A 25,821-nucleotide genomic window follows, 5' to 3' on the forward strand; every position below is an offset into this window, starting at 1 on the left:
TCCCCTCTTTTATCTTATAAATTGTTTAAATTGAGTAACCACTTTTTTCTGGTCAATAGCTACAGGTACATATTTTTTGATATCAAAGGACTTTTGGATTAATTGCCGCCCTGCTCGTAAATCCTCAATTTCATCTACTGCAATCATCTGTAATATTAAATTACCGATTGCCGTCGCTTCTGATGGTCCGGCGTAAACCGTTTTTCCACTTACATCAGCCGTTAATTGATTCAAAAGCTCGTTTTGCGCACCTCCACCTACAATATGCAGGCATTCAATCTTTTTCCCTGTGATTTTTTCCAGATCCATAATTGCAATCGCATAAATAATAGCAAGATTGTCATACACACAGCCGGCAAACTCACCTGCTGTTTCTGGAATAGGCTGATTTGTTTCTTTGCAATATGCTTGAATTTCCGTAACCATATTAGTCGGGTTTAAGAAACGGTCATCGTTAAAATTAATAAACTGCTGGAATCGTTCCACCTTTTTCGCTTCTTCCACCAACTGTGAATAACGATAGTTTTTCGGTAAGTTTTTACGCACCTCTTGAATAATCCACATGCCCATAATATTTTTTAAAAAGCGGTACGTCTGAAAGGCACCCCATTCGTTTGTATAGTTTTCTTCTTGGGACAATTCACTGATAACCGGCTGGCTCGTTTCAATGCCTAGTAGCGACCACGTGCCGCTACTTAAATAGGACCAACCTTCCCCAATTCCTGGAGTCCCTGCAACAGCTGATGCTGTATCATGAGAAGCGACCGTCACTAATTTGCAATCAGGCAGATCGTAAGCTGGGAACCAATCCTTCTTTAACCAACCAAGTTCCTGTCCAGGTTCGGCAAAATCAGGGAACTGCTCTTTTTTCACTGAAATAATACTGAGTAGTTCGTCATCAAAATCACGTTTTTCAATATTTAGAAGCTGCATTGTCGATGCAATCGTTTCTTCCATCACCATATTCCCGGTAAGCCGATAGCCTAAATAATCTGGCACCATCAAAATCTTATCCGTTTCACGAATCAATGTCGGAATCTCTTCAAACAGCTGATATATAGTATTAAATGGTAAGAAATGGAGACCTGTTTTTTCATACATCAATTTTTTGGGAATGTGTTTGATGATTTTTTCGATTGTTTTTTCTGTGCGTTTATCACGATAAGAGACAACTTCTTGTAATCGTTTACCATTTTTGCCGACAAGCACATAATCAACACCCCAAGTATCAATGCCGACTGTACATGCTTCATACCCAATTGACTTGGCCACAGCAAGGCCTTTGATGATTTCCATTAATAAATGATCAATATCCCAATACAACCTACCTTCTTTTTCTATAAAACCATTTGCAAATCTATGAATCTCTTTGATTTGTAGTTTGTTTTCTTTTATTTCACCGGCAACTAGTCTGCCGCTCGATGCACCTATGTCAACCGCAATATGAACCATACAGTTTTCACTCCTTTTAAAGGGCAAGGGCTCTACCCGTCCAGAACCCGAGCCGCAAAATCGGAAAATATTTATCTTGTAAAGGCTGCTGGTACACCGCCATCTACGGTAATCATGCAGCCGGTCGTTTTATCTGCTTTCGATGAAGCAAAAAACGCAATAGATTCAGCAATATCCTTTGGATAAATGTTTACAAGTAATGTTGTGCGATTTTTATAATGATTTTCAAGCTGATCCGGATTGATCCCATATGCAGCCGCACGCTCTTCACGCCAGCTTGAACCCCAAATGGCCGATCCTTGGAGCACAGCATCCGGAAGGACTGAATTAACCCGTATACCGAACTCGCCCCCTTCTGCTGCAATACAGCGGGCCAAATGAGTTTCAAGTGCTTTGGCAGAGCTGTATGCAGCCGCATTTTTACCCGCATAAACCGAGTTTTTCGATCCCACAAATACCATGTTTCCGCCTATCCCTTGTTCCTTCATCTGCTTGAATGCTTCACGGGCGACAAGGAAATATCCAGTCCCTAGAACATCCATGTTCAAATTCCATTCCTTTAATGTAGTTTCATCGAATGGACTTGATGTAGCAAGCCCAGCATTATTAACGATAATATCAACACCGCCGTAAGTAAGTGCTGCTTTCGCAAAAGCGGCCTCGACCTGCTCTTCACTTGTTACGTCCATTTTCACTGCTACTGCCCGTCCTTCTCCATATGCAGCATTCATCTCAGCCGCAATTTTTTTTGCACCTTCGAAATTTAAATCCGCAAGGACAACGTGCGCACCTTCTGAGACGAGCCTGCGAGCCGTTGCACTTCCGATTCCTCCCGCTCCTCCTGTAATAAAGGCAACTTTCCGAGAAAATTCTACTTCCGCCGGCGCGAGTGAAAGCTTGTACAATTCTAGCGGCCAATATTCTACGTTGTATGATTCATTTTCGCTCAATGATACAAATTCTCCGAGTGCTGTGGAACCTTTCATCACCGCGATGGCACGATGGTACAGTCCTCCGCTTACATTTGCCATCATCGTGTTTTTTCCCGTGTTCAACATTCCGATTCCAGGAATTAAAATCACGCGTGGTGCTGCTTCAAACATTTGATCGCCTTCATGTTTATTTCGCTCAAAGTATGCCTTGTACTCTTCTTTATATTTTTGCACACCCGATTTAACTTTTTTGATCAGGTTTTCTACATCATCTGCCTGCGGCTCCCAGTCAATATATAGGGGTGTGCGTTTTGTATGAACTAAGTGATCGGGGCACGCGGCTCCGACTTGTGAAATTGCCGGGGCGTCATAGCTATTTACAAATTGAAGAACATCCTCTGAATCATCAAATGTGACAATCATTTTTTTTACATCGCTTACTGCACCGCGGATGACAGGCATAACGGTCGCAAGAACTGCCTGTCGTTCCACTTCCGAAAATGCATTATATTTAGCTCCGCCGAACATTTTATCTTTTTGAATACCACTATTAATATAGCTTTCTGCTTCATTAATAATATCGATTGTCTTGTTGTAAGCTTCTTCTGATGTATCGCCCCATGTTACAAGCCCGTGTTTTTCCATTAAAACCAGCTCAGCCTTAGGGTGATTTTTCACACCTTCCGCAATCATTTTCGATAGTGAAAATCCAGGGCGAATATAAGGTACCCAGACAAATCGATCACCATAAATTTCTTTGGCAATTTCCTTACCATTATCTGCACAGCAAAGGCTAATAATTGCATCGGGATGTGTATGATCCACGTGTTTGAATGGCAAAAAAGCATGCAATAGAGTTTCAATCGAAGGACGTGGATGTTTGCTATCAATCATGCAATGTGACAAATACTCCACCATTTCTGCATCAGTCATGCTATCGCGCTCAATCAATGGCCGGATATCCTCCATATTTAAGCCGGTAAAATTATCGGCTTTCATTGTTGCAAGATCCGAACCGCTTCCCTTAACCCACATAACCTCAATATCACGACCGCGAAAATCCTTCTCGATCGTTTTCATGGACGTGTTTCCTCCGCCCCAATTGCATACAGCACGATCTGAACCTATTAAATTTGAACGGTAGACGAGCTCTTCTACTCCCTTATTTAAGTTAAACACTTCGTGTTGATTCCATAAATTTTTAGACATTTGATTACCTCCGTTTTTTTATTTTTATCTTTTTTTACCTTTGTTTCATAGTATACTATATTTGTTTACGTTTGAATATGCGCTTTCATTTTTCTTTTTTGAAAAATGAAAAATAAGCGTGAGCTCCCCGCCCACGCTTTTCCATTTCGAAAATTAGATTGTTATAGATTCCCTTCTAACAAAACCCCCACATGTTCTGCCATAACATAAGGAGGGTAAGGCATTTCGTTTTTGACCCACCACTCCACTACCCCATAGTAAGAAGTGGCCATTATTTGAAGAATAACTTCTTCATTTAACCCCTGATTTTTTCCCGTCTTTATATCCACTTCATCCTTGAACTCCTCTACGAGAAACTCGAGGAACTGATTACGAAAATAAGGGGCTCCTTTACTCTCTAACATTGTAGAAAAGAATACATAGTTACTCTTAATATAATCGAACCAGAGTTCCTTCGCATCTATCTCATCCATGTCAGATGTCGATTCGTATAATTCTCGCATTTCATTAATATGTTCTCCAATCAGCTTATCCAGTAGATCAAATTTATCAATATAATTAGAATAGATCGTTCCTCGACCAACATTAGCCCTGTTGGAAATATCCTGAATCGTGATGTTGTCAAAACTTTGTTCAGACATGAGTGCAATGAAAGCTTTTTTTATCGCTTCTCGAGATTTAAGTATTCTTCTATCTACTTTGGACATTAAATGAGGCACCCACCTTCCTTAATAAACTAAACGGATCATCTCTTATAAAATTCGCTGATTGCCCCTTTAAGCTTCATGCGTTTATTCTATCGTCATATCTTCCCCTCAGGCGCTTGATATCTTCTCTAGGTGGAAAACCAAACATGCGGGAATATTCTCGGCTGAATTGTGACGGACTTTCGTAACCTACTTGGAATGCGACATCAGCGGCATCCGTTGATTCAGATAATAATAGGCGCCGTGCTTCCTGTAGTCTTAGATGTTTTTGAAACTGTATAGGACTCATAGCGGTGACCTCTTTAAAGTGCCTATGAAGAGAAGAAACGCTCATATTCGCTATTTCTGCAAGCTCCTCAATACGGATTGGCCTATCATAGTTATGCTTGATTTGCTCAATAGCATCGTTGATTCGATTGGTATCGCTTCCTTCTATTGCAATTTGCTCCAGTGTAGCCCCATGCCGCCCTTGCAAAACCCTATATAGAATTTCCTTCGTGAATAGAGGAGCAAGTACCGGTATATCTCTAGGATTATCCAGCAAACGAACTAACCTGATTACTGCATCCAAAATAGGTAACTCAATCCCGCTGACGAACATAGCTCGCTTAGCTTTTCTTTTTGAATCAATATTAACTTCAAAATTATTTAAAACTTCTAGGATTTGGCTCGGTGTAAATTCAAGCTTCAGAGCCAAATATGGAACGTCGGATGATGCCTCGATGATTTGGCTGGTAACCGGCAAATCAACGGATGCAACCAGATAATTGCCAGGATTGTATATAAAGCGTTCCTGTGCCAGTAGAACCTCCTTCGCACCTTGGACGATGATGCATAAGGAAGGCTTATAAACACCTTGATTTGGTGCAGTAACATTAGATTTATTAATTAAAAATAAAGACGGAATGGCGGTTGCATGAACACCATCCTGTCCGGCATAACGCTGTATTAGTTTGGCGAGCTCATCCTGCTGTTTAAATAGTTGTTCAGACATATAATCCTCCCTGTTTCCTTGACCTTGATGGTTCCATTATAATGCATATTCATATCTTGAGTACGAGTTTTGAGAGGATTAGGCAATCATTTGATAGAAATGTGATAACGGTTTCTTTTTATCTGTTACATAATTAAGAGCATAGGTCCCAATAAAACAACTGAAATTGGTGTGGCAATAAAGGAAATAGATGCTGCCGCTTTGCTGTGAAGGAACAACATTGAATCTTTCACCTAAGGAGGAATGAATCGTGGAACGCTTATGGACGAAACCATTTATTTTTATGACCGTCGGGATGTTTTTCTTATTCACAGGATTTTATATGCTATATCCAACATTGCCGCTGTTTATTAAGCAAATGGAGGCAATGAATCTCAAGTTGGCCTGGCTATGGGGGTATTTATGCTTTCCGCTGTTATTCTTCGCCCGATTATCGGTGGATTACTGGACCGTTTCGGCAGGCGGCCGTTTATCGTCTGGGGGCTGATTTTCTTTGCCGTGACGATGTATATGTATGAATGGGTTGGCGGAATCGTTGTTTTGATGGCGCTCAGAATATTACACGGAATGAGTTGGGGCGTCTCCACAACATCCATCATTACGGCAATTACAGATATGATCCCATCCTCCCGCCGGGGTGAAGGGCTGGGATGGTCCGGGATGGCCATGACTCTGGCTATGGCAATCGGCCCAATGTTCGGTATCTGGATTTCAGGGAATCTTTCGTTCAACGCCCTGTTCCTATTCGCTTCGGGCCTTTCAGTCGCGGCGTTGCTATTGACGTTTGGAGCAAAAATGCCTTTCCAGCCGCAGCCCGGCGTAAGGCGAATGGAAATTTTCGAAAAATCAGTATTACCTGTTACCACATCGGTCTTTTTTCTTTTTATCGCTTATGGCGGCATTACCAGCTTTGTTCCGCTATTCGCTTACTCGATTAATGTCAATTCCGGCACGTTCTTTCTCGTCTATGCGGCGACACTTGTACTGATCCGTCCAGTTGCAGGAAAACTTTCGGACCGGCATGGTGAGACATTTGTCATTGTACCGAGTCTCGTGATTACGATATTAGCTTTGATAATCTTAAGCTTTTCGACCGGATTGTTTGGTGTACTCGTTACAGCTGTTCTTTACGGCATTGGTTTCGGTTCCGCGCAGCCGGCTCTTCAAGCGGCAACATTACGTCTTGTTCGCCCGGATCGAACAGGAGTAGCCAATGCCTCTTTTTCGACTGCTACCGACCTCGGAATCGGGCTAGGTGCGATGACGCTAGGCTGGGTTTCCCAGTACACGAGTTATCAGATGTTATTTACAGTTAGTGCTGTGTCAGTTGCTGTTTCCCTGATTTTATTTTCTTTCTTTGTTATACGATTGTTGAAAAAGAAACTTCCCCATCTAAATACTGAATCTCTTTCCTCAAAATCAGTATAAATAGGGAAAATAGGAAGTGATTTTTTCTGGTTATCTGTAATCCTAGGATTTAATTTGAAAAATGTAAATAATAAATGTGTCATGAGAAGAATAGGCAATCATTTGAGATAAACGAGATAACGGTCGCATTTCTGGTTCTGTCATAATAAAGATGACGAGGCTAGAACAAGTGAGAAGAACTTTGGATGTTCTAATAAACTACAAATATCAGAAAGTGGGGAACTATTTAATGGAATATGTAAAACTTGGAAATACCGGGTTGGATGTATCTCGGATTTGTCTGGGAACTATGGGCTTTGGTGATGTGAATACTGGTTTTCATCCGTGGGTGCTTGACGAGGAAAACAGTCGTCCTGTCATCAAAAAGGCTCTTGATCTAGGAATCAATTTTTTTGATACAGCAAATGTGTATTCAAATGGAACAAGCGAGGAATATGTTGGTCGGGCTCTGAAGGATTATGCCAATCGGGATGAAATTGTCCTTGCAACTAAAGTTCATTTTCGTATGCATGATGGTCCAAATGGGGCAGGACTTTCTCGGAAGGCAATCATGAGTGAAATTGATAAAAGCCTTAAGAGACTAGGAACCGATTATGTGGATCTCTACCAAATTCACCGCTGGGATTACAATACTCCAATTGAAGAAACGATGGAAGCATTGCATGATGTGGTGAAGGCTGGCAAGGCAAGATATATCGGTGCTTCTGCCATGTATGCTTGGCAGTTTCTGAAAGCGTTACATGTAGCGGAAAAACATGGATGGACACGGTTTGTATCGATGCAGAATCATTATAACCTCATGTACCGCGAGGAAGAGCGGGAGATGCTGCCGCTTTGCAAGGAAGAAAAAATCGGTGTGATTCCATATAGCCCACTAGCATCAGGAAGATTGACGCGAGATTGGAAGGAATCAACACATCGTTCCGAAACAGATCAAGCTCAAAAAGCTAAATACGATGCGACTGCCGATGCCGATCGATTAGTCATAGAACGTGTGGCGGAAATCGCAGAAAAACGAGGCGTTCCTCGTGTTCATATAGCCCTTGCCTGGTTGCTGCAGAAAGAACCGGTGACAGCTCCAATTGTCGGTGCTACAAAAATATCTCATCTCGATAATGCAGTAGCTGCTCTTTCAATTTCGTTAACACCTGAAGAAGTTGCGTTCCTAGAAGAGCCGTATGTACCGCATCCAATTAGCGGTTTTAACTAATACATTTGTATAAAGGTTATAGAAGGATAAAGCAGAGATACCGTTTTTTCAATTTCGGTATTTCTGTGTTTACTAGTTTACAACCGAATGCAAGATTAAATCTGTTATATCTTCTTTAAAACAAAATATGTAAGTTCTTCTAAGGGGGACAAAATTTGTATACACGATTAAAAAATCTGTTTGCAATTAAAGGATATAGTTTATTTGTCATTTGTTTGCTGCTAATCGGTATCGGTATTTCTATTACATCCCCTTATTTACCCCTGTTTTTAACGGAAGATTTCGGAATGAGTGCAGGAGCCTTTGGCATTTTCATGGCAATCAGTTCATTGGGCGGCGTGGTTGTGAACTCGCTCATCGCTAAACATTCGGATAGCGGGATGGATCGTAGATGGATTATTATTATTGCCGCACTTTCAGCTGCTATAGGGTATGCTTCGTATCTTGTGTTTCATAACTTTTTTATTTTGCTGATTGTCGTCGCACTCTTTAATGGATTAGCAGCTCCAGCCTTACCGCAAATCTATGCATCCGCACATGAATCCGCAAATGCAAGCAAATCTGATGACAAGACTTTAGCAATCTCTACATTACGTTCTCTTGTTTCTCTCGGATTCCTATTAGGACCTTTATTTGGAACACTCATTTTAGCACTTGCTGGATATAAGGGAATTTTCCTTGGAACAGCCGCTATTTATCTTATAGTTGCATCTCTTGTCTTCTTGTTTTTACAAAAACGAAAAATAGTTCAAAGCAACACCAAAAAGAAAAAGAGTTCAGATACCTCTTGGATCAAAAACAGGCAAATTAGACTGCCTTTTATTGCCTTTTTCTTTCTGTTTGTCATCAATACCATTCATTTGATCATTACGCCGTTGTTTATTGTGAATGAACTGAATGGGACGTATCGGGATGTCGGAGTGGTAGTCAGTATTTGTGCCGGTTTGGAAATTCCGATTATGCTTGGACTCGGTGCACTAGGAAAAAAGATCTCGAATCATACTCTAATGATTTATGGCTGCTTGATCGTAGTGATCTATTACGCCATTTTAAGTGTAGCGACGCATCCTTGGCAGTTGATCCCAGCGCAGCTTCTTCAGGCAACGTTTGTAGCTATTGTCATGGGTATTGGACTAAGCTATTTCACGGAACGGCTGCCTAATTCACCGGGGGTAGCCACAACCATCTATTATAACGGGTCCACGATTGGAAGATTAGTGGGAAGTCTGGGTGGCGGTTTTATTGCCCAAATAGCGGGGGTTCGTTCTGTTTTTTGGATGTGCCTGGCACTTGGAGTATTCTCGTTCTTGATCTTTTGGAGAACAAGATCACATGCGGAAATGGAAGTATCCACAGAACAAATACGGTCAGTCTAGTCTGCTATCAGATAAAAAAAATTAGAGAAAGGTAGTCCAAATAACTACTTTTCTCTAATTTTATTCTATCGGAGAGATTATATGAATGGGACTTTTAATAGTTTATCTTTAATGATCTTTTAATTCTGTAAGTAGAAGAGAAATCTCCATCGGCAAGAAGATTGGGACGATGAAAATCCGATAATTTTTCATATAATGTTTTTCTAAAGGCGTTTATTTGTACGTCACCAATATTCATAGTATGAATGTTTATTTGATCATCGTTTAACTCTATTACTAAATAATTGGAATCACATAATACAGCCCCGGTTTGAACAAAATGGTGGTTTGCCTGCTGAATAATAGATTGCGAATGTGTATGTCCATTAAAATAAATGACAAGCCCCTCCCTTTTAGCCAGCAAGGGACGAATATCCTGCAAAGCTTCGAAACTCGTATTTCCCTCAGGAGAATACTTAGTCGTATTCGGTACAGGATGGTGAGCAAATATAATTAATGGCTTCTCAATGGAACGGCTCATTTGTGCTTCAAGCCAATTCCATTGTTCCTTGTCCAGCCCCCAGCCATGTAATTGCAATTCTTTAGTAGTATCTAAAAATAAGAGCAAGCACTCTTCTGTTTCTATCGCATCATATCTCGGTTGTCCTATAAGCTCCGTTATTTTTTCTTTTGAAAGGGACAGCACATCATGATTACCCAATACTTGTCTAAATGTTACATCGTATTTCCTCACAAGATCATACATGAACTGAAACTCACTCTCGAGCCCTAAATGGGTCAAATCACCAATTGAAACATGCAAATCTGCATCTATACTTAAAAATTCATGTAAATATTTCGTAAAAAAGTTGTCCGCTGTTTCCTGTAAATCCGACTTTTTGACATCATTGGATGGGTAATGTAAATCGCCTAACAATGCTATTCGAAACAAATGCTTACCCCCTTTTAAAAAATCTCCGTCGTTAAAAAGAAACCATCAATATTTACTTTTTAAAAATTTTATTCCAATGCCCCCGCCACATCATACAACTCCAGATCAATATCAACATCTTCTCCAAGTGCTAGTTTTGCGAGTTGCTGACCTAGAAACGGGCCTACTGTTAACCCCGAAGCGCCAAGCCCATTCGCAAGAAGAAGTCCGTTGAAACCTGGGACCTTCCCGATGATTGGGAGAAAGTTCGGTGTAAATGGTCGAAATCCAACGCGTGCTTCGATGAATGTAGCATCAGCTAACCCCGGTGCAACAGCCAATGCTTTGTCAAAGATCTCATGCAATCCCCCAGCCGTCACCCGTCTGTCAAAATTCACATCATCTTCATGTGTGGCGCCAATCACCACTTGCCCATCATCAAATGCTAAAATGTATTGGTCATTGGGTGGGATTACTACTGGCCAATCGGCAGTTTGCGTGTTTTCGAGCTGAAGATGAACGATTTGTGCTTTTTGACCTCTTACTTGCAAGTTAATCCCGAGTGGCGATAATAACTCAGACGCCCATGCTCCTGCTGTGACGATGACTTGATTTGCCGAAAAAAAGTTTTCTCCAACTCGAACACCATTCACTTGGTTGTTTTCATGATCAAGTTTAGCTTCTCCATGAACAAACTTTGCACCATGCTTTTTCGCCGCATTTACTAGCGCCTGTCGCAGTGCTCGGCCATTAACTCTTGCTGCCCCGCTAATGTGAACAGATGCGTAATCCTGTGGTGATAAAGGCGGAAAAAGCGCTGAAGTTTCAGCTGGTGGCAGTTGATTAATGGCACCAATCTCCGGGGCGTCTTCCCGCCTTTTTACCGCTCTCTCTTCCATCTTGTCGAGTTTAACAGAATCGGTATGGAGGCTAATTGCTCCTACTTTCCGATAACCCGTGTCTTTTTCGCCATCCTCTTCAAGCTGATTCATAAGTGATTCATAATACGCAGCACCGCCTTTAGCGAGCGCATACCATGCTTTGTTCCGGCGCTGGGACAACCATGGACAAATAATTCCAGCCGCCGCGTCTGTTGCCTGCCCCGGATCTTTCCGGTCCACTACCGTTACCGACGCCCCCGCCTTCGCCAAATGATACGCTGTTGCCGCACCTAAAATTCCCGCACCCACTACAATAAAATCCTTCATTTATAAACACCTTTTCAAAGAAATTTCGGGTGGTGACAGGCACGCCCCGAAGTTTGTCGAATTTCATTCGTTTTCAATTTCATGTTTAAGTATCGATAGTTTATTATTCCAGAACTTTTCGTAATATGAAAGCCATTGTTGCAGTTCAGTTAAGGGTTCCGGCTGGAGCCGATAACGTTTTTCTCTCCCGACTTTTCGCCCGCTAACTAATTGAGCTTCTGAAAGGATATGGAGATGCTTAGCTATAGCTGTACGACTAATTGAAAAATGGGAGGTGATTTCTGAAATCGGCAGTTCTTTTTCAGCAAGTAATTTAAGTACTTTTCTACGTGTCGGGTCGGCAATCGCCTGAAATACATCATACTTCTGCGCTGATGAGGACACTTAGTTCTCAACAACCTTTCCAAGTTTTTTAATAAGTCCTGACCAACCGCCTGACATCCGCTCACGAATAATTGAACTCTTTTCGTTCGGCTTCGGCAGGATTGTATCAGGGTGTTTCCAACCACCATGAATAAGCGTAAACTCCGTCTTGTCCCCTAGCTCCTTTAAAATAAAGGAAACGACCCAACCATCTGTATCCCATGTGAAAGAGAGTCGATGAGGTGCATCAATTTCAATTACTTTGCAAGGTGACGGTCCGAATGGAGATTGTAAATGAAATTCATGTCCGACCTCTGGTTGAAAATCATTTGGCATAAACCAGGCCGCAATTCCTTCCGCGGTTGAAACCTTATCCCATACCTTTTGAATTGGTGCTTCAATCACAATCGTTTGCTTAATATCCTGCAATGTATTCTGATTATTTGTATCCATTTAGTATCTCCTTTTGATTTATTATATGAAACCTTTTGGTTGTGCTTTCGAGTATATAACACCTTTTAGTTTCATGTCAAATATCTCTTTTTAGTTTGCCCTCCACTTTTATTTCAAATTATTTTTCAATAAATGAAATTTTCCATAGCTGATACTCGTTATAATAGATGAATACAAAAACGAGACATATCGTTTGGGTCAGGAGGTCAATATGCAGGAGGAAATTCAATGGATCCGAGAAGTTCTCTCTGGAAACAAACAAGCCTACACACACATTATTAATAAATATAAAAATCAGTTATATGCGACGATTTTACGGATGACAAAAAATCCACAAGATGCACAGGATTTAGCGCAGGAAGCGTTTATTAAAGTGTATCACCAGCTAGGAAAATATGATGGTAAGGGATTATTTTCAAGCTGGATTTATCGCGTCACAATCAACCATTGTATGGATGAGTTTCGAAAGAAGCGCTATAAACAGGTAGAAATGACGGAAGATTTGCTGGAGAACCCCAACCATCCTGAAGTTATTTTTTTGAAAAAAGAGAAAAACAGGCAGTTAGAGCGGTTAATCGCTACGCTGCCAGAAGATGAACGAATGATCATCCTTTTACGATACGTCAATGAATTAACCTATGAAGAAATAAGTGAACTGGTAGGTGCTCCTGTTTCAACCGTTCGCAATAAACTTCATCGGGCTAAGAAAAAAATGAGAAATACGGTTAAACGTGAAGGAGGCTATTTTGATGAAATGTCCAACTGTAGATGAACTTTCACAATACGTTGATGATTTAGTAACTGGGCAGGAGTCCGTTCATATAGACAATCATTTAAAAAGCTGTGATGAATGTAAACGAGTCGTTGAAGCTTTTATGGGAGAACAACAGTTTATTAAGGAAACATTATTAACACCTACATTACCGGAGGATTTCGCATCATCTGTTTTAGAACAGCTTGAGCCTTATGAACAAAAATCAGCCAGTCGAAAAAAAACGCCCTGGAGACGGGCCATGCTCTCCGCAGCAGGAATTTTATTGGCGGTTGGTTTAAGCGCAACATTCAACCCCACTTTCGCACAGTGGATTGGCGGTTTGTTTTCAACGGATCAAGTGGATGAAGGATTAAGAATGGCTACTGAGGCGGGATTTGCGAAACGTGTCAACCAAGAAGTAACAGATAAAGGCATTACTTTTAAAGTGGAAGATGTTGTCGCAGATTCCTCTCGTATTGCCATATCCTATCAGGTCCTTAATGAAAATGGAAAAATAAAAAACAGCTATTTTGATTTAGCCGATGGTAAAAATGAAATCCTTGCAAAAGATAATCGCGGCAAGCTGCTTGAACTTTCAAGTACGGGCTGGTCAAGTGCAAAGGATTACGGATTTATCGAACTATCCATACGGGAACAAGAAGACTTAGAAAATATTATTGTAAAGTTTGATCTAAACGAGCTCAATGGTAAAGAAGGCCATTGGCAGTTAGAAATTCCCATCGATTTAAAAGAAAGTTTAAAAGCAACAAAAACTGTCCGATTAAAAGATGCTAATACGAGTCAGCATGGCGTCGATGTTCATTTGAAGGAAGTTCGATTTGCCCCATCCTCTAATGAGTTATTGTATGAAACATCATTTACGCAAGAGGAACAATCAAGAATTAACGAAGATATTCAAAATCTTGAAAATCAATATGGAAAAGAAATCGTGAACACTTTTACGAACTATGGCACCGCCATCGCTTACCATATAGAAAATGAGAATATGAAGGTAGTTTCTCATCATAATTCAAAAGGGTCTTCAATAGATTCGGGATTACTGCAAGGTACCGGACAACCAACGGGAAAAATGGGAGAAGTTAAATGGAATGAGTCGTTTATTCCACAAAAGAAAGATAAAAAGCTTAGTTTTGTATTAGATGGCATAATCAAAACAGAACCAGCTGATTTTTCGGTAACTTTCAAGCCTAATGAATTAAAGAAGAATCCAGCGTCTTTTGAATACGAAGGAAACTTTGTCACAATAAAAGAAGCGAAAAAGAAAGGTAAGTATTCATTGCGCAAGTCGCTTCTTCCAGTGAAAAAAGAGGATATCTTTACCATTGAAATGGAAGGCGAACAAGAAACACTCGCTACTGAACTTGGTGCTTGGGTTTTAGTGGATGACAAAGGTATGCCATACTTGACCTATCTTAGCGGGGCCACCTATGACGAAAAAGATGAAAATGGCCGTAATAAAACATCTTTCACAATCCGTGCATATGATGTAGATGAAATTCCTGAAGAATTAACCTTACACCTCCTTTCTGTCACTCGTTATTATGAAGTGAAGGACAAATGGAAAGTACCATTATATTAATGAGAAAGGGGTAGTCCAGAAGGTCAATTTTACTGACTTTCTGGACTGCCCCTATCATGATATCCGCTTTATCTACTTTGAACCTCATTTTTTCATCATCACCGGCAATCGAAATGAGTTCCATTTACCGTGAACCTCATTTTTTCATCATCACGGGCAATCGAAATGCGCGGCATTTATCAAAAAGGTTCCCTGTTTTCATAAGCATTCTACGAGACAGCGATCTCCTTATTAATTTAGCGGGTTTACAACGAAAATTATCATAATTTTTACGTGATAGACAAAACTAAGCAAGATTAGAAAGGAGAGATCGAGATGAGTCGTGGTAAAAGCTTTAACCATAAAGAAAAAGGACACCCTGGCAACTTCCCGAAAAATAGCGTTACTGAGGAAAAAGTGCACACGCGGCAAACAGAACAACACGAAAACATCGTCACACACGAAGCCTTCAAAAACCGCATCAAAGAAGACGAAATGCCTTAAAATTCGGGGGATCACGCCCCGAATTTTGTTGGTTTTTGTCGATGAGCCGCTGTACTACCTTTCGACAATTGTCGGCAAAAAAACGGGAGGTGACAGGCACCTCCCGATTTAATCATGCATCTATTTTCATTTCATCGTCTTCTCCGCCATCACCATTGTCGCCAATTAAGCTCGCCAATACATGGACTCGTAAAATAATTCCCCTGATTTGGTTCTCTTCATTGACTACGACGAGTGGATATTTAGAATCCAGCGCTTTTGGAATGATGTCTTGGACATAATCCGTTGGATCAACGGTATTAACCTCTTTCTCCATGACATCTTGTAAAGTCTTCTTTTGTTTTAGTCCTTCAATCGCCCGGTCAATCGTTACAAGTCCTTGTAAACGACGTCCACGATCGGTGACAAAGGCACTCGAAATCCCATTTTCACGCATCACTTTGATGGCTACATTCAGTCCGTCTTTTAATGAAACTAATCCAAACGGCTTCACCATAATATGTTCAGCTTGAAGAATTTTAGAGCGATCGATATCTCTAATAAACTCTGAAATATAATCATTGGCTGGCTCTTCTAAGATTTCTTCCGGTGTGCCAATTTGCTCTACCTTTCCATCTTTCATGACAGCCACTCGATCACCAATTTTAAATGCTTCGTTCACGTCATGAGTAATGAAAATAATCGTTTTCTGCAAGCGATTTTGAATATCTAGCAGTTCAAGCTGCATTTCTCTGCGAATTAATGGATCAAGCGCACTAAATGGTTCATCCATTAATAATATATCGGGGTCATTTGCCAATGCCCGGGCAATCCCGACCCGTTGACGCATACCACCAGAAAGTTCATCTGGATATTTGTTTTCAAATCCTTTTAAACCAACGGTCTCCAAATGCTTTTGAGCAATTTTTTGACGCTCACTTTTCGGTATCCCTCTCACTTCTAAGCCGTACTCAATATTGCTAAGAACTGTACGGTGACTAAAAAGACCGAAGTGTTGGAAAACCATCGCAATTTTCTTTTGACGGTAATACTTTAATTGTTGAGAATTATATTCAACAATATTTTCTCCATCTACATAAATCGCACCAGCTGTAGGACGATTTAACATATTCAAGCAGCGAATCAAAGTTGATTTACCGCTTCCGGAAAGACCCATGATCACAAAGGTCTCCCCTTCCATAATGTCCATCGACGCATTATAAACGCCAACTGTATGACCAGTTTTAGCTAATATCTCAGATTTTGATTCGCCTTTTTCAATCATTGGGATCACTCTTTTAGGACGCGAACCAAAAATCTTCGATACATTTTCAACTTTCATTTTGACAGTCACGAGCCATTCCTCCTATGTTTCTGAAGTCGCTCAGCAATTCCACCTGTAATCCGGTCGATAATAATCGCTAGGAAGACGATACTAATCCCAGCTTCAAAGCCTAGTGAAATATCGATTCGATTAATCGCGTATAAAACTCGTTCACCAAGTCCTTGTGCACCGACCATTGACCCAACAACGGCCATGGCAAGTGCCATCATCGTCGTTTGGTTAATCCCAGCCATGATGGTTGGCAATGCCTGAGGGAGCTGGACCTTCGTTAACATTTGCATCGTTGAAGAACCAAATGACTGTGCCGATTCAACCACTTCCCGGTCAACATTCCGAATAGCAAGCTCTGTTAAACGACTCACTGGCGGTAAGGCATAAATAACTGTTGCAATGACTGCGGGAACATTCCCTAAAGGAAAAAAGAAAATAACAGGGATTAAATACACGAAACTCGGCATCGTCTGCATCGCATCCAGTACCGGACGCATGATCGTAGACAGTATTTTATTAAAAGCCATAAAAATACCCAGTGGGATTCCGATGACAAGTGAAAGTATTACTGAGATTAATATAATTGATATGGTCGTCATCGTTTCCGGCCATAAATTGAACGAGCCGATTAAAAAGATAAAAAACGAAAATAACAGTCCACCATACAGCGTGGTAAAGTACCACCCTAAAATAAAAATAATGAAGATAAATATCCACCATGGAATAGCAAGTAACCCTGCTTCAAGTCCTTTAATCAAGGTGGATGAAACAACAAATATAAAATCAAAAAACGCTTCGAAATTTTCAGCTAAAAAATCAATAAATTTTTCCACACCACTACCTATTGGTATGCGTATATTGGGAAACTCACTCATATGTTATGGACTGTCGTTAAACAGTCGCCTCCACACCTCACTAATACACAGTTTGATCAATCATTTATTACAGAAGGGACCTTCTAGGTCCCCCCATTCTTAAAATTACAATGCAGCCTTTACTTTTTCAGCAACATCTTCAGGCACCCATTTAGTCCAAACATCTTCATGCTCTTTCATCCACCACTTGGCTGCTTCATCTGCTTCGACATCATTCGCTTCCATATACTCAAGTGCATTTTCAGTTAATTCATTACTAGTTTCGTAGTTTTCCAAAAACTCGACCACTTCTTTTGCCTGATTTGGCAAATCCTTATGAACAGCAACGACAACATCGTTTGGCGGGAATTCTGTTCCTTTATTCTCCTCCCACACCTTCTCATCATAAGGATTGTCTTCAAGGAGAGTTAAATCATAACTTGCCGTAACCCAAGTTGGCGACCAATAATAACCAACCCATGGCTCCCCTTTTTTATAAGCTCCCGCTAAGGATGCGACAATGGCAGAATCAGAGCCTGGCGCCAAATAATTAAATTTGTCGTCTAATCCATATGTTTCTACCTTCGTTTCTAAATGCTCACTAACCACCCAGCTCGAAGGAGCTCCAATAATCCTGCCTTTTTTATTATCTTCTGGGTCTTTAAAAATTTCAGGATATTTCGCCAAGTCTTCGACTGTTTTTAAATCAGGTGCGACCGGTTCAATTCCTCTTTCTTTATCACCTTCTATGACATATGTCGGGACATACAATCCTTGTGCATTGTCTGCAAAATTGGTTGAGGCTCTAATAATATTTCCTTTTTCAATTGCTTTTTCATACACTTCTCTAATGTTATCTGTCCATAACTCCATATAGACATTAATATCTCCCTGTTCCAATGCTTGCACGGTTGCGGCAGTCGTTCCACTCGTGACTTCGGTATCATACCCATATCCTTCTTCAATAATCGTCTGGGCGATACTATTATGAACACGAATACTGTCCCAGCCCGCATCAGCAAACTTGATCACCTTAATACTATCTTTACTCGCACTACTGCTACAGGCAGTTAAGAACACAAGCATACTAACTAAAAGAAACATTGAAATTTTGCGCATAACAAATTAAGACCCCTTTTTCAAAAGTATTTTTCGAACACAAACACTTGAACTACTATCCCCTAATAACCAATTTGATAGACAATTAAAAAGCTGTTTTAGTTTTGCAGAAAGTTTTATAGGTAGGAAGAATAGATGGGAAATCCTAGGAAATCGAAGTGTGCAATCGACCTATATTCATACTACGGGTATATCCGAATCAATACAAATTGGATAAAGTGACATAAAAGTGCATATCCCCCTATTCTTATACCCCTCATCATGTTACATAAACATTTCATTATAATTACTCCCAAATCCAACGTTTTCATCATTATAACTGCCTTATGTGAAAGGGATAACAATCTTCATACCCCTAAAATGGATAACAACACATTTTTCTAGAGGTTGGATTAATGAGTATGTTTAGAAAATTATTTGGTTTATCAGATAGCAATGGATCGGCTAAAGCAACATTAACTAGAATGATGCTGTGGAAGAAAGACGTTCTGTTTATGGCAGCCGGGACAAGACCGTATCAAGTTATAAAATAAAAAAATTGGCGCGCATTCTTATTAATAAGAATGCGCGCCGTTTTTCTTCATTTAATTCATTTATTCCTTCTCATCTTCAACTCGTCAGCGGAAACATGATCTCGACCAAAGTTCCTTCCGACTCTTTACTTTGATAGGTAATTACACCATGGTGCTGTTTAATAATTTTATGACAGATCATTAAACCGAGTCCCGTTCCTTTTTCTTTTAATGTATAAAAAGGCTCACCTAGACGGGGCAGTAGTTCTTCGGGAATTCCGTTACCATAATCTTGAAAAGAAATAATACACTCACCTTCTGCCCTTTTTCGTAGATTTATCTCAATATCGCCACCTTCATTCATAGCTTCTATCGCGTTTTTTAAAATATTTATAAAAACTTGCTTTATTTGATTCTGCTCGCATGTAATAAAAAAAGCTGTATGATCATAGCTCCACTTAAATTGAATATTATTCATATTTGCTTGAGGTAATAGTAAATTAAGTGTGTTCTCAATCATGTCTCGTAAATTCGCACGGGACATTAGGTGAGCTTGAGGTTTTCCAAGAGAAAGAAGTTCACTTGTAATGGTTTCAATTCGTTCTAGTTCGCTAAGGAGCAAGTCAGTGAATGCAATCGCATGATCACTTTTATACAGTTGTACAAAACCTTTAATCGTTGTAAGTGGGTTCCGGATTTCATGTGCCACGCCTGCTGCTAACTCTCCAACAATAGATAATTTTTCAGACTGCAACAAATATTCTTCTGCTTTTTTCCGTTCAGAAATATCCCGGCTGACAATAACAGTATGTTCTACTTTTGAGTTCTCCCCCATGACAGGCTTACAACTGGATTCAAATTCAATCCAATGACCTTGTTGATGTCTTAAACGAAATTCCATCGTTTGTGATTCTTTATTTTCAAACAACATCTTAATCGTATTCTTATACAAATCAATATCATCCGGATGAACCATCACATCTGGTCCGATATTTTTCAGTTCAGATTCCTTGTACCCTAATACAAGCTCATGGGAAGGCGAGAAGTAACTAATCAAACCTTTTTTCCCCATTACAACGATGAGGTCAGACGTATTTTCAGTAATTAATCTATATTTCGCTTCACTCGCTTGCAAAATTTTCTTCATACTATTTTTTTCAGTAATGATTCTATACAGTTTCTCATAAGATTCAATCTGTAATCCCCCAATGATCACTCCCAACATAACAAAAACTAAATATTGAAAATGAAATAAAGGTCTATCTCCAAAAACATTAAATATAATCGGTACAAGAATAATATAGATGAAAATATACGCACCGAATAAGACGAAACACCTTTTTACCGGTGTATATCGCGAAATGAATTTATGCAATATTGAGAAAATAATAGCGATGATGATCCAACCAATGATAGCTGGATACCATTGGCCACTTGCAAACAGTCTTGAAATCAAAGCAAAGCTGCCGGTAATTATGCCTGCCACTGGTCCAAGATAAGCAAATGAAAGAATGATTGCTGAGTACCGGATATCATATGTATAATCTTGCAAATGGTATGGTAATGCAATGAGGAATGTAGCTACGATTCCCGCATATAAACCAACCCAAAACCGAAACTGCTTAAGTGGTTTAGGGATAATGAGCGAACGGATCACTAATGGAGTACTGACCAGCAGTGAAAAAATTGAGAGATTAATAATATAGTCGAATAGAATCACCTGACTCCCCCCATACATAGTTGATCAAATGAATGCGTAACCGCTTTCCACCATAATACACCATATGGTAAATAAGTCCAGTGAATTAATGCTCAGTTGAATATTAATTAAATAGAGAAGGAAGGCGACACCACTTGAATAGTATCGCCTTTCTTTTTTAGTCAGTAGTTTTTTGTTTTTCTTCCTTTTTTTGATTCATCAAGAGAAGCGACAATGGTTGATCCGAGCCCGTCATTAACTTATATACATAGGAAGATGTAACTTTATATCCATTTTCTATTTTTTCTGCTAGGTAACTCGTTCTTTCAAATAGAATAGAACGGATATGATCGATTTGTCTTAAAATTTTCTCCGCCAATGCCTCCTGATCGTCCATTCGACTTATTACTTCATTTTGACGATCCTCTTGCTTGGACATTTGATCAGATAATTGTTTTTGCAGTTGAAACTGCTCATTGATCTGTATAGCAAGTTCCTGATTTGTAGATTCGCATTTTTCCATGATTTCTTTGTTTGACAGACTTACACGATTGATTTCCTCCATTAACTCCTGTTTAAAGCTATCCTCGTTTTCTAAAGCCTCCACATTCTTTTGATCTAATTTCGTTAACCATTCGATAACCTGATTTTCAAATTGCTCATGATGATAATAACTGGCTTTTAGTTCATTCAACTGGCTGCCGATTTCTTTCCATCGAATGGCTTGTGTATTGTCTTGTTGTTCGGAGAGGAGTTTCAATTTTTGAAAGGAATCATTCAACGAAATGTATGCTTTTTTCTGCTCCTGAACGAGTTCGGATAAATAATCTATTTTTGAAAATTGTTGGTTTGGTTCGTTTATTTTTTCATTATTTTTAAAAACATCCGGGTGCTCACCTTTATTAATAAATAGGCCCATGTTTGTTTACACCCCCTTATCGCATGAATGGTTTATCTTATGCCATTAAGATGATAAGGGAGACATTTTCTAAAATCAGCCACAAGAAAAGGGATTGCATTATGCAATCCCTTAAAAACCAAATCCTAATGTGGACGAATCTTCTGTTTGCCATTCTCGATTACGGGCTTTTTTATTGGACTCTTCAAGGTTTTGAATGAGGCTGTCAATGTCAATCGAGCGGTCATAATGCCATTGGAGTGCTGCAGAAGTATACAGCTCATTTAATTGTGCAATGGAAAACCTTTCCGTCTTTTCGGCAATATACAAAATATCCGCTTTATCGATAAATTGGTCCATTTTTTTATTGAATAAATATTTTCGCCTTAGTTCGAAACTTGGGGTCTTAATCTCATACGCCCTATCGAAACGACCTGCACGATTTATCAAAGCTGGATCAATTCTTTCCGGATAATTCGTAGTCCCAATTAAGAAGATACCTTCTTTGGAAGTTGCACCATCCAGTGCATTTAAAAAGACAGAGCGCGATGATTCTGGCATGGAGTCAATATCCTCAATCACCAACACCATAGGCGCCATTTTTGCAACGATGGAAAATACCTCTTTAATCGAATAACTCGTTGTATATTCGGTAATTTGCCAGTACGCTACAGGGGCACTGATACTGCCTGCAATCGACTTAACGAGCGTTGTTTTCCCATTTCCCGGCGGTCCGTAGAGCAGTATTCCGCGTTTATAGGGGATGTGATAAGTCTTGAAGAAATCGCCGCTTTCATTGAAAAACTCATCGATTGATCGATAAATTTCGCTCTTCAACCCTTCTTCTAATAACACATCATCCCTGCTTACTTGCTGGGTGATCCGCTCTTTCGTCCTCTCCACTCCATCTTCCGTATCGGTAAAGACACTGACACAGTTTTTCATGATCTCTTTTTGTCGTTCATACACATAAGTTAAAAATGCCAGAAGTGCTTGATCATTTTCAGCAAAAATAAATTCATGCTGGTAATCTGTGAAGCTTTGAAAAATTGGCAACTTAACAAGTGCCACATAAAACTCCGGATAATAATAGACCGAATTATTGATAGACGGTTTAATGACAAATCCTTGCTGGTCGCCCATTTGATCAAAGGTAATATTGCCGGTTTCTACATAATCATAAATGTGGGAAAGCAATCTAGCCCTGTTTTCCGCAATATCTTCCTCCAACACACTCCACATTTCTTCCTGACCTTCATGATCGGAGTAAATTTTCATTGATAGGCCCGTCTGTTCCAGAATTAAATGATTGATTTTATCTAATACCATGCCATAATCATGGTAATTCGGTAAAACATCGCGGCCATTCTCGCTTAGTTGAATGATAAATGATGTATTTTTCAATGTTAGGTTCCTCTTATTCTAGCAATATTTTTGTTGTAGTTTAATTTTAAATAATTTTTCAACAATAGTATAGTGGAAATAATGAGGAGTCCCAATATTACTCATAAACTCGTCCGCAAATCCCATAATTCCGGAAAAAACCGATGTTCAAGCACGCGCTTCAAATAATGCACACCTGACGAACCACCTGTCCCCCGTTTGAATCCAATAATTCGCTCGACCGTTTTCATATGTCGGAAGCGCCACTGCTGAAGCCAATCCTCAATATCGACTAATTTTTCCGCTAACTGATATAAATCCCAGTACTTGTCCGTGTCCTTGTACACTTCCATCCAAGCATCTGCAACCGTCTTATCCCCGCCATATGTTTTAGAAAAATCTCGCTTCATTAATTCCGGATTGATTGGAAAACCCGCTTTCGCCAACGCATGAATGGAAACATCATAAAGGCTCGGGGCTTGCAGTGCTTCCTCGAGCCGCATTTTAAGTACCGGTTCTTTTTCATATATTTTTAAAATATGCCTAGATTTAAACCCTAGCGCAAATTCAATCAATCGGTATTGATATGATTGAAAACCAGATGCCCGCCCGAGCTTGTCACGGAATTCCATATACTCAGCGGGAGTCAAGGTGGAGAGTACATCCCACGCCTGGATAATCTGGGTTTGGATTTTGGAGACGCGTGCGAGCATTTTGAACGCCGCTTGCATCTCCCCTTTTTCAATCGCTTTTATAGCCGCTTCAAGCTCATGAATAATCAACTTCATCCAGAGCTCGCTCACTTGGTGGATAATGATAAACAGCATCTCGTCGTGGTGGCCAGATAGTCGTTTCTGGCTTGTGAGCAATGACTCGAGTTGCAAATAATCACCGTACGTCATATCTTTTGAAAAATCAGTGTGGATTTCTTTGTCCAAATCCGACATAGCAAGCCCCCCTTTATTATAGAGGTTTAATGACCGCACGAACCGGACTTCCATCCGCCCCATGAATCGCGAGTGGAAGAGCAATAAGTTCATAGTCCCCGGGCTCTACACCCTCAAGAACAATATTTTCAAGAATAAACACGCCATTGTCATTTAGTGAATGATGAGCGCTCATGACTTTGCTGTCGACTGGATCAACGGACGGTGAGTCCACACCGAGCAATCGCACTCCTTTTTCTTGTAAAAATGGCCCAATATCCGCTCGCAAATGAGTGAATTGTTTCGGAAATTCGTTAGGATTTCTGCGATTTGTCATGCGGAGTAAAAGCCGCTCTACACCATAGAGCTGCAGTGATTCGAGTTCCCTCCTCCCGATGCTTTTATGACCAGTTACGTCCACCACTCGCGCACGTCCAATATATAAATCTAAATCTAGCTCATGCACCTTTTTACCTTCATCATCAAAATGAAACGGGGCATCAATATGCGTTCCGGTGTGCACACTTGTTGTCATGCTTCCAATATTGACCGAACCGGTCTGTTCCTTAGTAAATGATAATTCGAATGAAAATGGGGTATCTCCGGGCCAGACAGCAATTTCATTCGATAATGGCTGCGAAATATCAATCCACTTGCGCTCACTCATTCACGCCACCACTTCTCTTTTGTTCTCAAACTGCTTATACTGCTCTTCCTCCATTATCTTTTTCAGCATCTGAACCATCTCCCACACTTCCTCGAACGTATTGTAAAGTGCGACAGGCGCCAGGCGGATTCCGTTCGGTGAGCGGAAATCTGGAATGATCTTATTTGCTTTCAGCGCCTTGCATATTCTTGCTGCTTCTTCATGCTCAAGCAAAATATGCCCGCCTCTCGATTGATCATCACGGGGGTTCGCTATCATAAAATTATATTCCTTTAACTCATTATCTATTAGTTCCATCAAATATTCTGTTAGTTTTAGTGATTTTGCCCGTATATTTTTAATCCCCGCTTCATTAAAAATAGAAAGTGACCCGAGGAGCGGTGCCATACTCAAAATATGCGGCGTTCCCATCTGGTATGCGCTCGCGTCTTGTGCCTGTGTAAAAATATGTTCCATATCAAATTGTTTTTCCTTATCAGATCCGAACCATCCGGCAAGCCCAGGTGCAGTTCCAAAATGCTTCTTGTTTACATACAAACTGCCCACCCCACCTGGTCCTCCGTTCAAATGCTTATAATTGCACCAAAATGCAAAGTCAACACCCCACTTACTCAATGAATGCGGAACAGATCCAATCGAATGACATAAATCGAAGCCAATGAAAATACCCCGTTTATGCGCTTCCTCAGTCAGCCGCTTCATATCCAAAATCTGGCCGCTTCTGTACAGGACACTTGGCAAAACAATCAATGCAATCTCATCTGTCATTGCTTCGATAATATCTTCCTCTTGGATGATGTATCCATCCTTGCTCCCCACCTGGACAAGATGCTCAGCTGGATCAAGACCATGCAATTGCAGCTGGCTTTTCAACGCATATATATCTGAAGGAAAATTTAGCTCATCCGCCAAAATCTTCGTTTTCTTCCCTTCTGGCTTGAAAAAAGTCGCTACAAGCTGGTGCAAATTCGCCGTTGTTGATCCCGTCACAATCACTTCTCCCGATTCAGCTCCAACAAGCGACTCACTCATTTTTCCAAGCTTCTCCGCAAAATAAAACCATGGATTTTCACCTTTCGTCCATCCATCAATCCCGAGCGCCTTCCAAGACTCTAGCATTGACAAAACAGCCCATTCCGAGCGCTTCGAAAGCAACCCAAGCGAATTCCCGTCAAAATAAATGCTGCCTGACTGAATATAAAATTCATTACGAAAGTGTGCGAGCTCATCTTTCTCGTCAAGACTTTGCGCATATGCCCTTGTTAGTTGATGCTTACCCATTTGTTTCGTCCCCCTATGTGCTTTTCGTATAAAGATATTGTAAGAGAGTTTAATATTTCAGGCAAACGCTTACATTTAGCGTTCTCTA

At 40.3% G+C, this 25,821-nt stretch carries 23 protein-coding genes and 1 pseudogene; 7 read left to right on the plus strand and 17 right to left on the minus strand.

All coding sequences use genetic code 11. The features are described from left to right. Window positions 1-9 precede the first annotated feature (9 nt). From rhaB to KHA88_RS15210, 4 genes are all read right to left on the minus strand, one after another. Window positions 10-1,452, minus strand: coding sequence for a rhamnulokinase (gene rhaB, locus KHA88_RS15195; RefSeq protein ID WP_213122387.1), 1,443 nt, complete (start codon window positions 1,450-1,452; stop codon window positions 10-12). A 71-nt stretch (window positions 1,453-1,523) separates the two neighbouring features. After that, window positions 1,524-3,593, minus strand: a complete 2,070-nt coding sequence (locus KHA88_RS15200; RefSeq protein WP_213122388.1) for a bifunctional aldolase/short-chain dehydrogenase — start codon at window positions 3,591-3,593, stop codon at window positions 1,524-1,526. A 161-nt stretch (window positions 3,594-3,754) separates the two neighbouring features. After that, on the minus strand, window positions 3,755-4,300 hold the full coding sequence (locus KHA88_RS15205; protein WP_213122389.1) for a TetR/AcrR family transcriptional regulator: 546 nt from the start codon (window positions 4,298-4,300) through the stop codon (window positions 3,755-3,757). Between the two features lie 76 nt (window positions 4,301-4,376). Continuing rightward, a complete protein-coding gene (locus KHA88_RS15210; RefSeq protein ID WP_213099301.1) occupies window positions 4,377-5,294 on the minus strand; it encodes an AraC family transcriptional regulator in 918 nt (305 codons plus the stop codon). Window positions 5,295-5,544: 250 nt separating this feature from the next. On the opposite strand from KHA88_RS15210, the pseudogene KHA88_RS15215 reads away from it, so the two are divergent. The 3 genes and pseudogenes from KHA88_RS15215 to KHA88_RS15225 all read left to right on the plus strand — a co-directional run bounded on the left by KHA88_RS15215 (window position 5,545) and on the right by KHA88_RS15225 (window position 9,308). After that, window positions 5,545-6,722: pseudogene (locus KHA88_RS15215) on the plus strand (MFS transporter). A 229-nt stretch (window positions 6,723-6,951) separates the two neighbouring features. After that, the gene (locus KHA88_RS15220; protein ID WP_213099299.1) at window positions 6,952-7,932 is read left to right on the plus strand and encodes an aldo/keto reductase; all 981 of its coding nucleotides are present in this window, start codon (window positions 6,952-6,954) and stop codon (window positions 7,930-7,932) included. Between the two features lie 155 nt (window positions 7,933-8,087). Beyond that, window positions 8,088-9,308 (plus strand): sugar efflux transporter, encoded by a 1,221-nt coding sequence (locus KHA88_RS15225; protein ID WP_213122390.1) that lies wholly within the window; start codon window positions 8,088-8,090, stop codon window positions 9,306-9,308. 94 nt (window positions 9,309-9,402) lie between these two features. Here the strand turns inward: KHA88_RS15225 and KHA88_RS15230 are convergent, their stop codons facing one another. The 4 genes from KHA88_RS15230 to KHA88_RS15245 form a co-directional block, all read right to left on the minus strand. Continuing rightward, window positions 9,403-10,239 (minus strand): metallophosphoesterase family protein, encoded by an 837-nt coding sequence (locus KHA88_RS15230; protein WP_213122391.1) that lies wholly within the window; start codon window positions 10,237-10,239, stop codon window positions 9,403-9,405. Between the two features lie 68 nt (window positions 10,240-10,307). Beyond that, window positions 10,308-11,426, minus strand: coding sequence for an NAD(P)/FAD-dependent oxidoreductase (locus KHA88_RS15235; RefSeq protein WP_213122392.1), 1,119 nt, complete (start codon window positions 11,424-11,426; stop codon window positions 10,308-10,310). Between the two features lie 63 nt (window positions 11,427-11,489). Further along, a complete protein-coding gene (locus tag KHA88_RS15240) occupies window positions 11,490-11,810 on the minus strand; it encodes an ArsR/SmtB family transcription factor (RefSeq protein WP_213099295.1) in 321 nt (106 codons plus the stop codon). Further along, entirely contained in the window at window positions 11,811-12,242 is a 432-nt protein-coding gene (locus KHA88_RS15245) for an SRPBCC family protein (RefSeq protein ID WP_213099294.1), read from the minus strand. A 211-nt stretch (window positions 12,243-12,453) separates the two neighbouring features. Between KHA88_RS15245 and KHA88_RS15250 the strand changes: the two genes are divergently transcribed. The 3 genes from KHA88_RS15250 (at window position 12,454) to KHA88_RS15260 (ending at window position 15,079) form a co-directional block, all read left to right on the plus strand. Further along, window positions 12,454-13,014: an RNA polymerase sigma factor gene (locus tag KHA88_RS15250; RefSeq protein ID WP_249306110.1), complete on the plus strand. Its 561-nt coding sequence runs from the start codon at window positions 12,454-12,456 to the stop codon at window positions 13,012-13,014. Then, window positions 12,992-14,596, plus strand: a complete 1,605-nt coding sequence (locus tag KHA88_RS15255) for a DUF4179 domain-containing protein (protein ID WP_213122393.1) — start codon at window positions 12,992-12,994, stop codon at window positions 14,594-14,596. The genes KHA88_RS15250 and KHA88_RS15255 overlap by 23 nt, the downstream gene beginning before the upstream one ends. A gap of 315 nt (window positions 14,597-14,911) precedes the next feature. After that, window positions 14,912-15,079 carry a hypothetical protein gene (locus tag KHA88_RS15260; RefSeq protein WP_213099291.1) on the plus strand — a complete coding sequence of 56 codons (168 nt, stop codon included), beginning with the start codon at window positions 14,912-14,914 and terminating at the stop codon, window positions 15,077-15,079. Window positions 15,080-15,191: 112 nt separating this feature from the next. Here KHA88_RS15260 and KHA88_RS15265 read toward each other — a convergent pair whose 3' ends face one another. The 3 genes from KHA88_RS15265 to KHA88_RS15275 form a co-directional block, all read right to left on the minus strand. Beyond that, window positions 15,192-16,412 (minus strand): quaternary amine ABC transporter ATP-binding protein, encoded by a 1,221-nt coding sequence (locus KHA88_RS15265; RefSeq protein ID WP_213122394.1) that lies wholly within the window; start codon window positions 16,410-16,412, stop codon window positions 15,192-15,194. Continuing rightward, window positions 16,409-17,269 carry an ABC transporter permease gene (locus KHA88_RS15270; protein ID WP_213099289.1) on the minus strand — a complete coding sequence of 287 codons (861 nt, stop codon included), beginning with the start codon at window positions 17,267-17,269 and terminating at the stop codon, window positions 16,409-16,411. The genes KHA88_RS15265 and KHA88_RS15270 overlap by 4 nt, the downstream gene beginning before the upstream one ends. Window positions 17,270-17,374: 105 nt before the next feature. After that, complete coding sequence (locus KHA88_RS15275; protein WP_249313239.1) at window positions 17,375-18,352, minus strand: ABC transporter substrate-binding protein; 978 nt, start codon at window positions 18,350-18,352, stop codon at window positions 17,375-17,377. A 410-nt stretch (window positions 18,353-18,762) separates the two neighbouring features. On the opposite strand from KHA88_RS15275, the gene KHA88_RS15280 reads away from it, so the two are divergent. After that, entirely contained in the window at window positions 18,763-18,900 is a 138-nt protein-coding gene (locus KHA88_RS15280) for a hypothetical protein (RefSeq protein ID WP_213122396.1), read from the plus strand. Window positions 18,901-18,976: 76 nt separating this feature from the next. Here the strand turns inward: KHA88_RS15280 and KHA88_RS15285 are convergent, their stop codons facing one another. The 6 genes from KHA88_RS15285 to kynU all read right to left on the minus strand — a co-directional run bounded on the left by KHA88_RS15285 (window position 18,977) and on the right by kynU (window position 25,733). Then, entirely contained in the window at window positions 18,977-20,599 is a 1,623-nt protein-coding gene (locus tag KHA88_RS15285) for an ATP-binding protein (RefSeq protein ID WP_213122397.1), read from the minus strand. A 157-nt stretch (window positions 20,600-20,756) separates the two neighbouring features. Continuing rightward, the gene (locus KHA88_RS15290; RefSeq protein WP_213099285.1) at window positions 20,757-21,497 is read right to left on the minus strand and encodes a hypothetical protein; all 741 of its coding nucleotides are present in this window, start codon (window positions 21,495-21,497) and stop codon (window positions 20,757-20,759) included. A gap of 111 nt (window positions 21,498-21,608) precedes the next feature. After that, entirely contained in the window at window positions 21,609-22,880 is a 1,272-nt protein-coding gene (locus KHA88_RS15295) for an ATP-binding protein (RefSeq protein ID WP_249313241.1), read from the minus strand. A gap of 101 nt (window positions 22,881-22,981) precedes the next feature. Next, window positions 22,982-23,806: a tryptophan 2,3-dioxygenase gene (gene kynA / locus KHA88_RS15300; protein ID WP_213122398.1), complete on the minus strand. Its 825-nt coding sequence runs from the start codon at window positions 23,804-23,806 to the stop codon at window positions 22,982-22,984. Window positions 23,807-23,822: 16 nt separating this feature from the next. Continuing rightward, on the minus strand, window positions 23,823-24,452 hold the full coding sequence (kynB, locus tag KHA88_RS15305) for an arylformamidase (RefSeq protein WP_213122399.1): 630 nt from the start codon (window positions 24,450-24,452) through the stop codon (window positions 23,823-23,825). Next, window positions 24,453-25,733 (minus strand): kynureninase, encoded by a 1,281-nt coding sequence (gene kynU / locus KHA88_RS15310; RefSeq protein ID WP_213122400.1) that lies wholly within the window; start codon window positions 25,731-25,733, stop codon window positions 24,453-24,455. It lies immediately after the preceding gene. Between the last annotated feature and the right edge of the window lie 88 nt (window positions 25,734-25,821).

The organism is Lederbergia citrea, assembly GCF_018343525.1.
GTDB lineage: Bacteria > Bacillota > Bacilli > Bacillales > Bacillaceae_C > Lederbergia > Lederbergia citrea.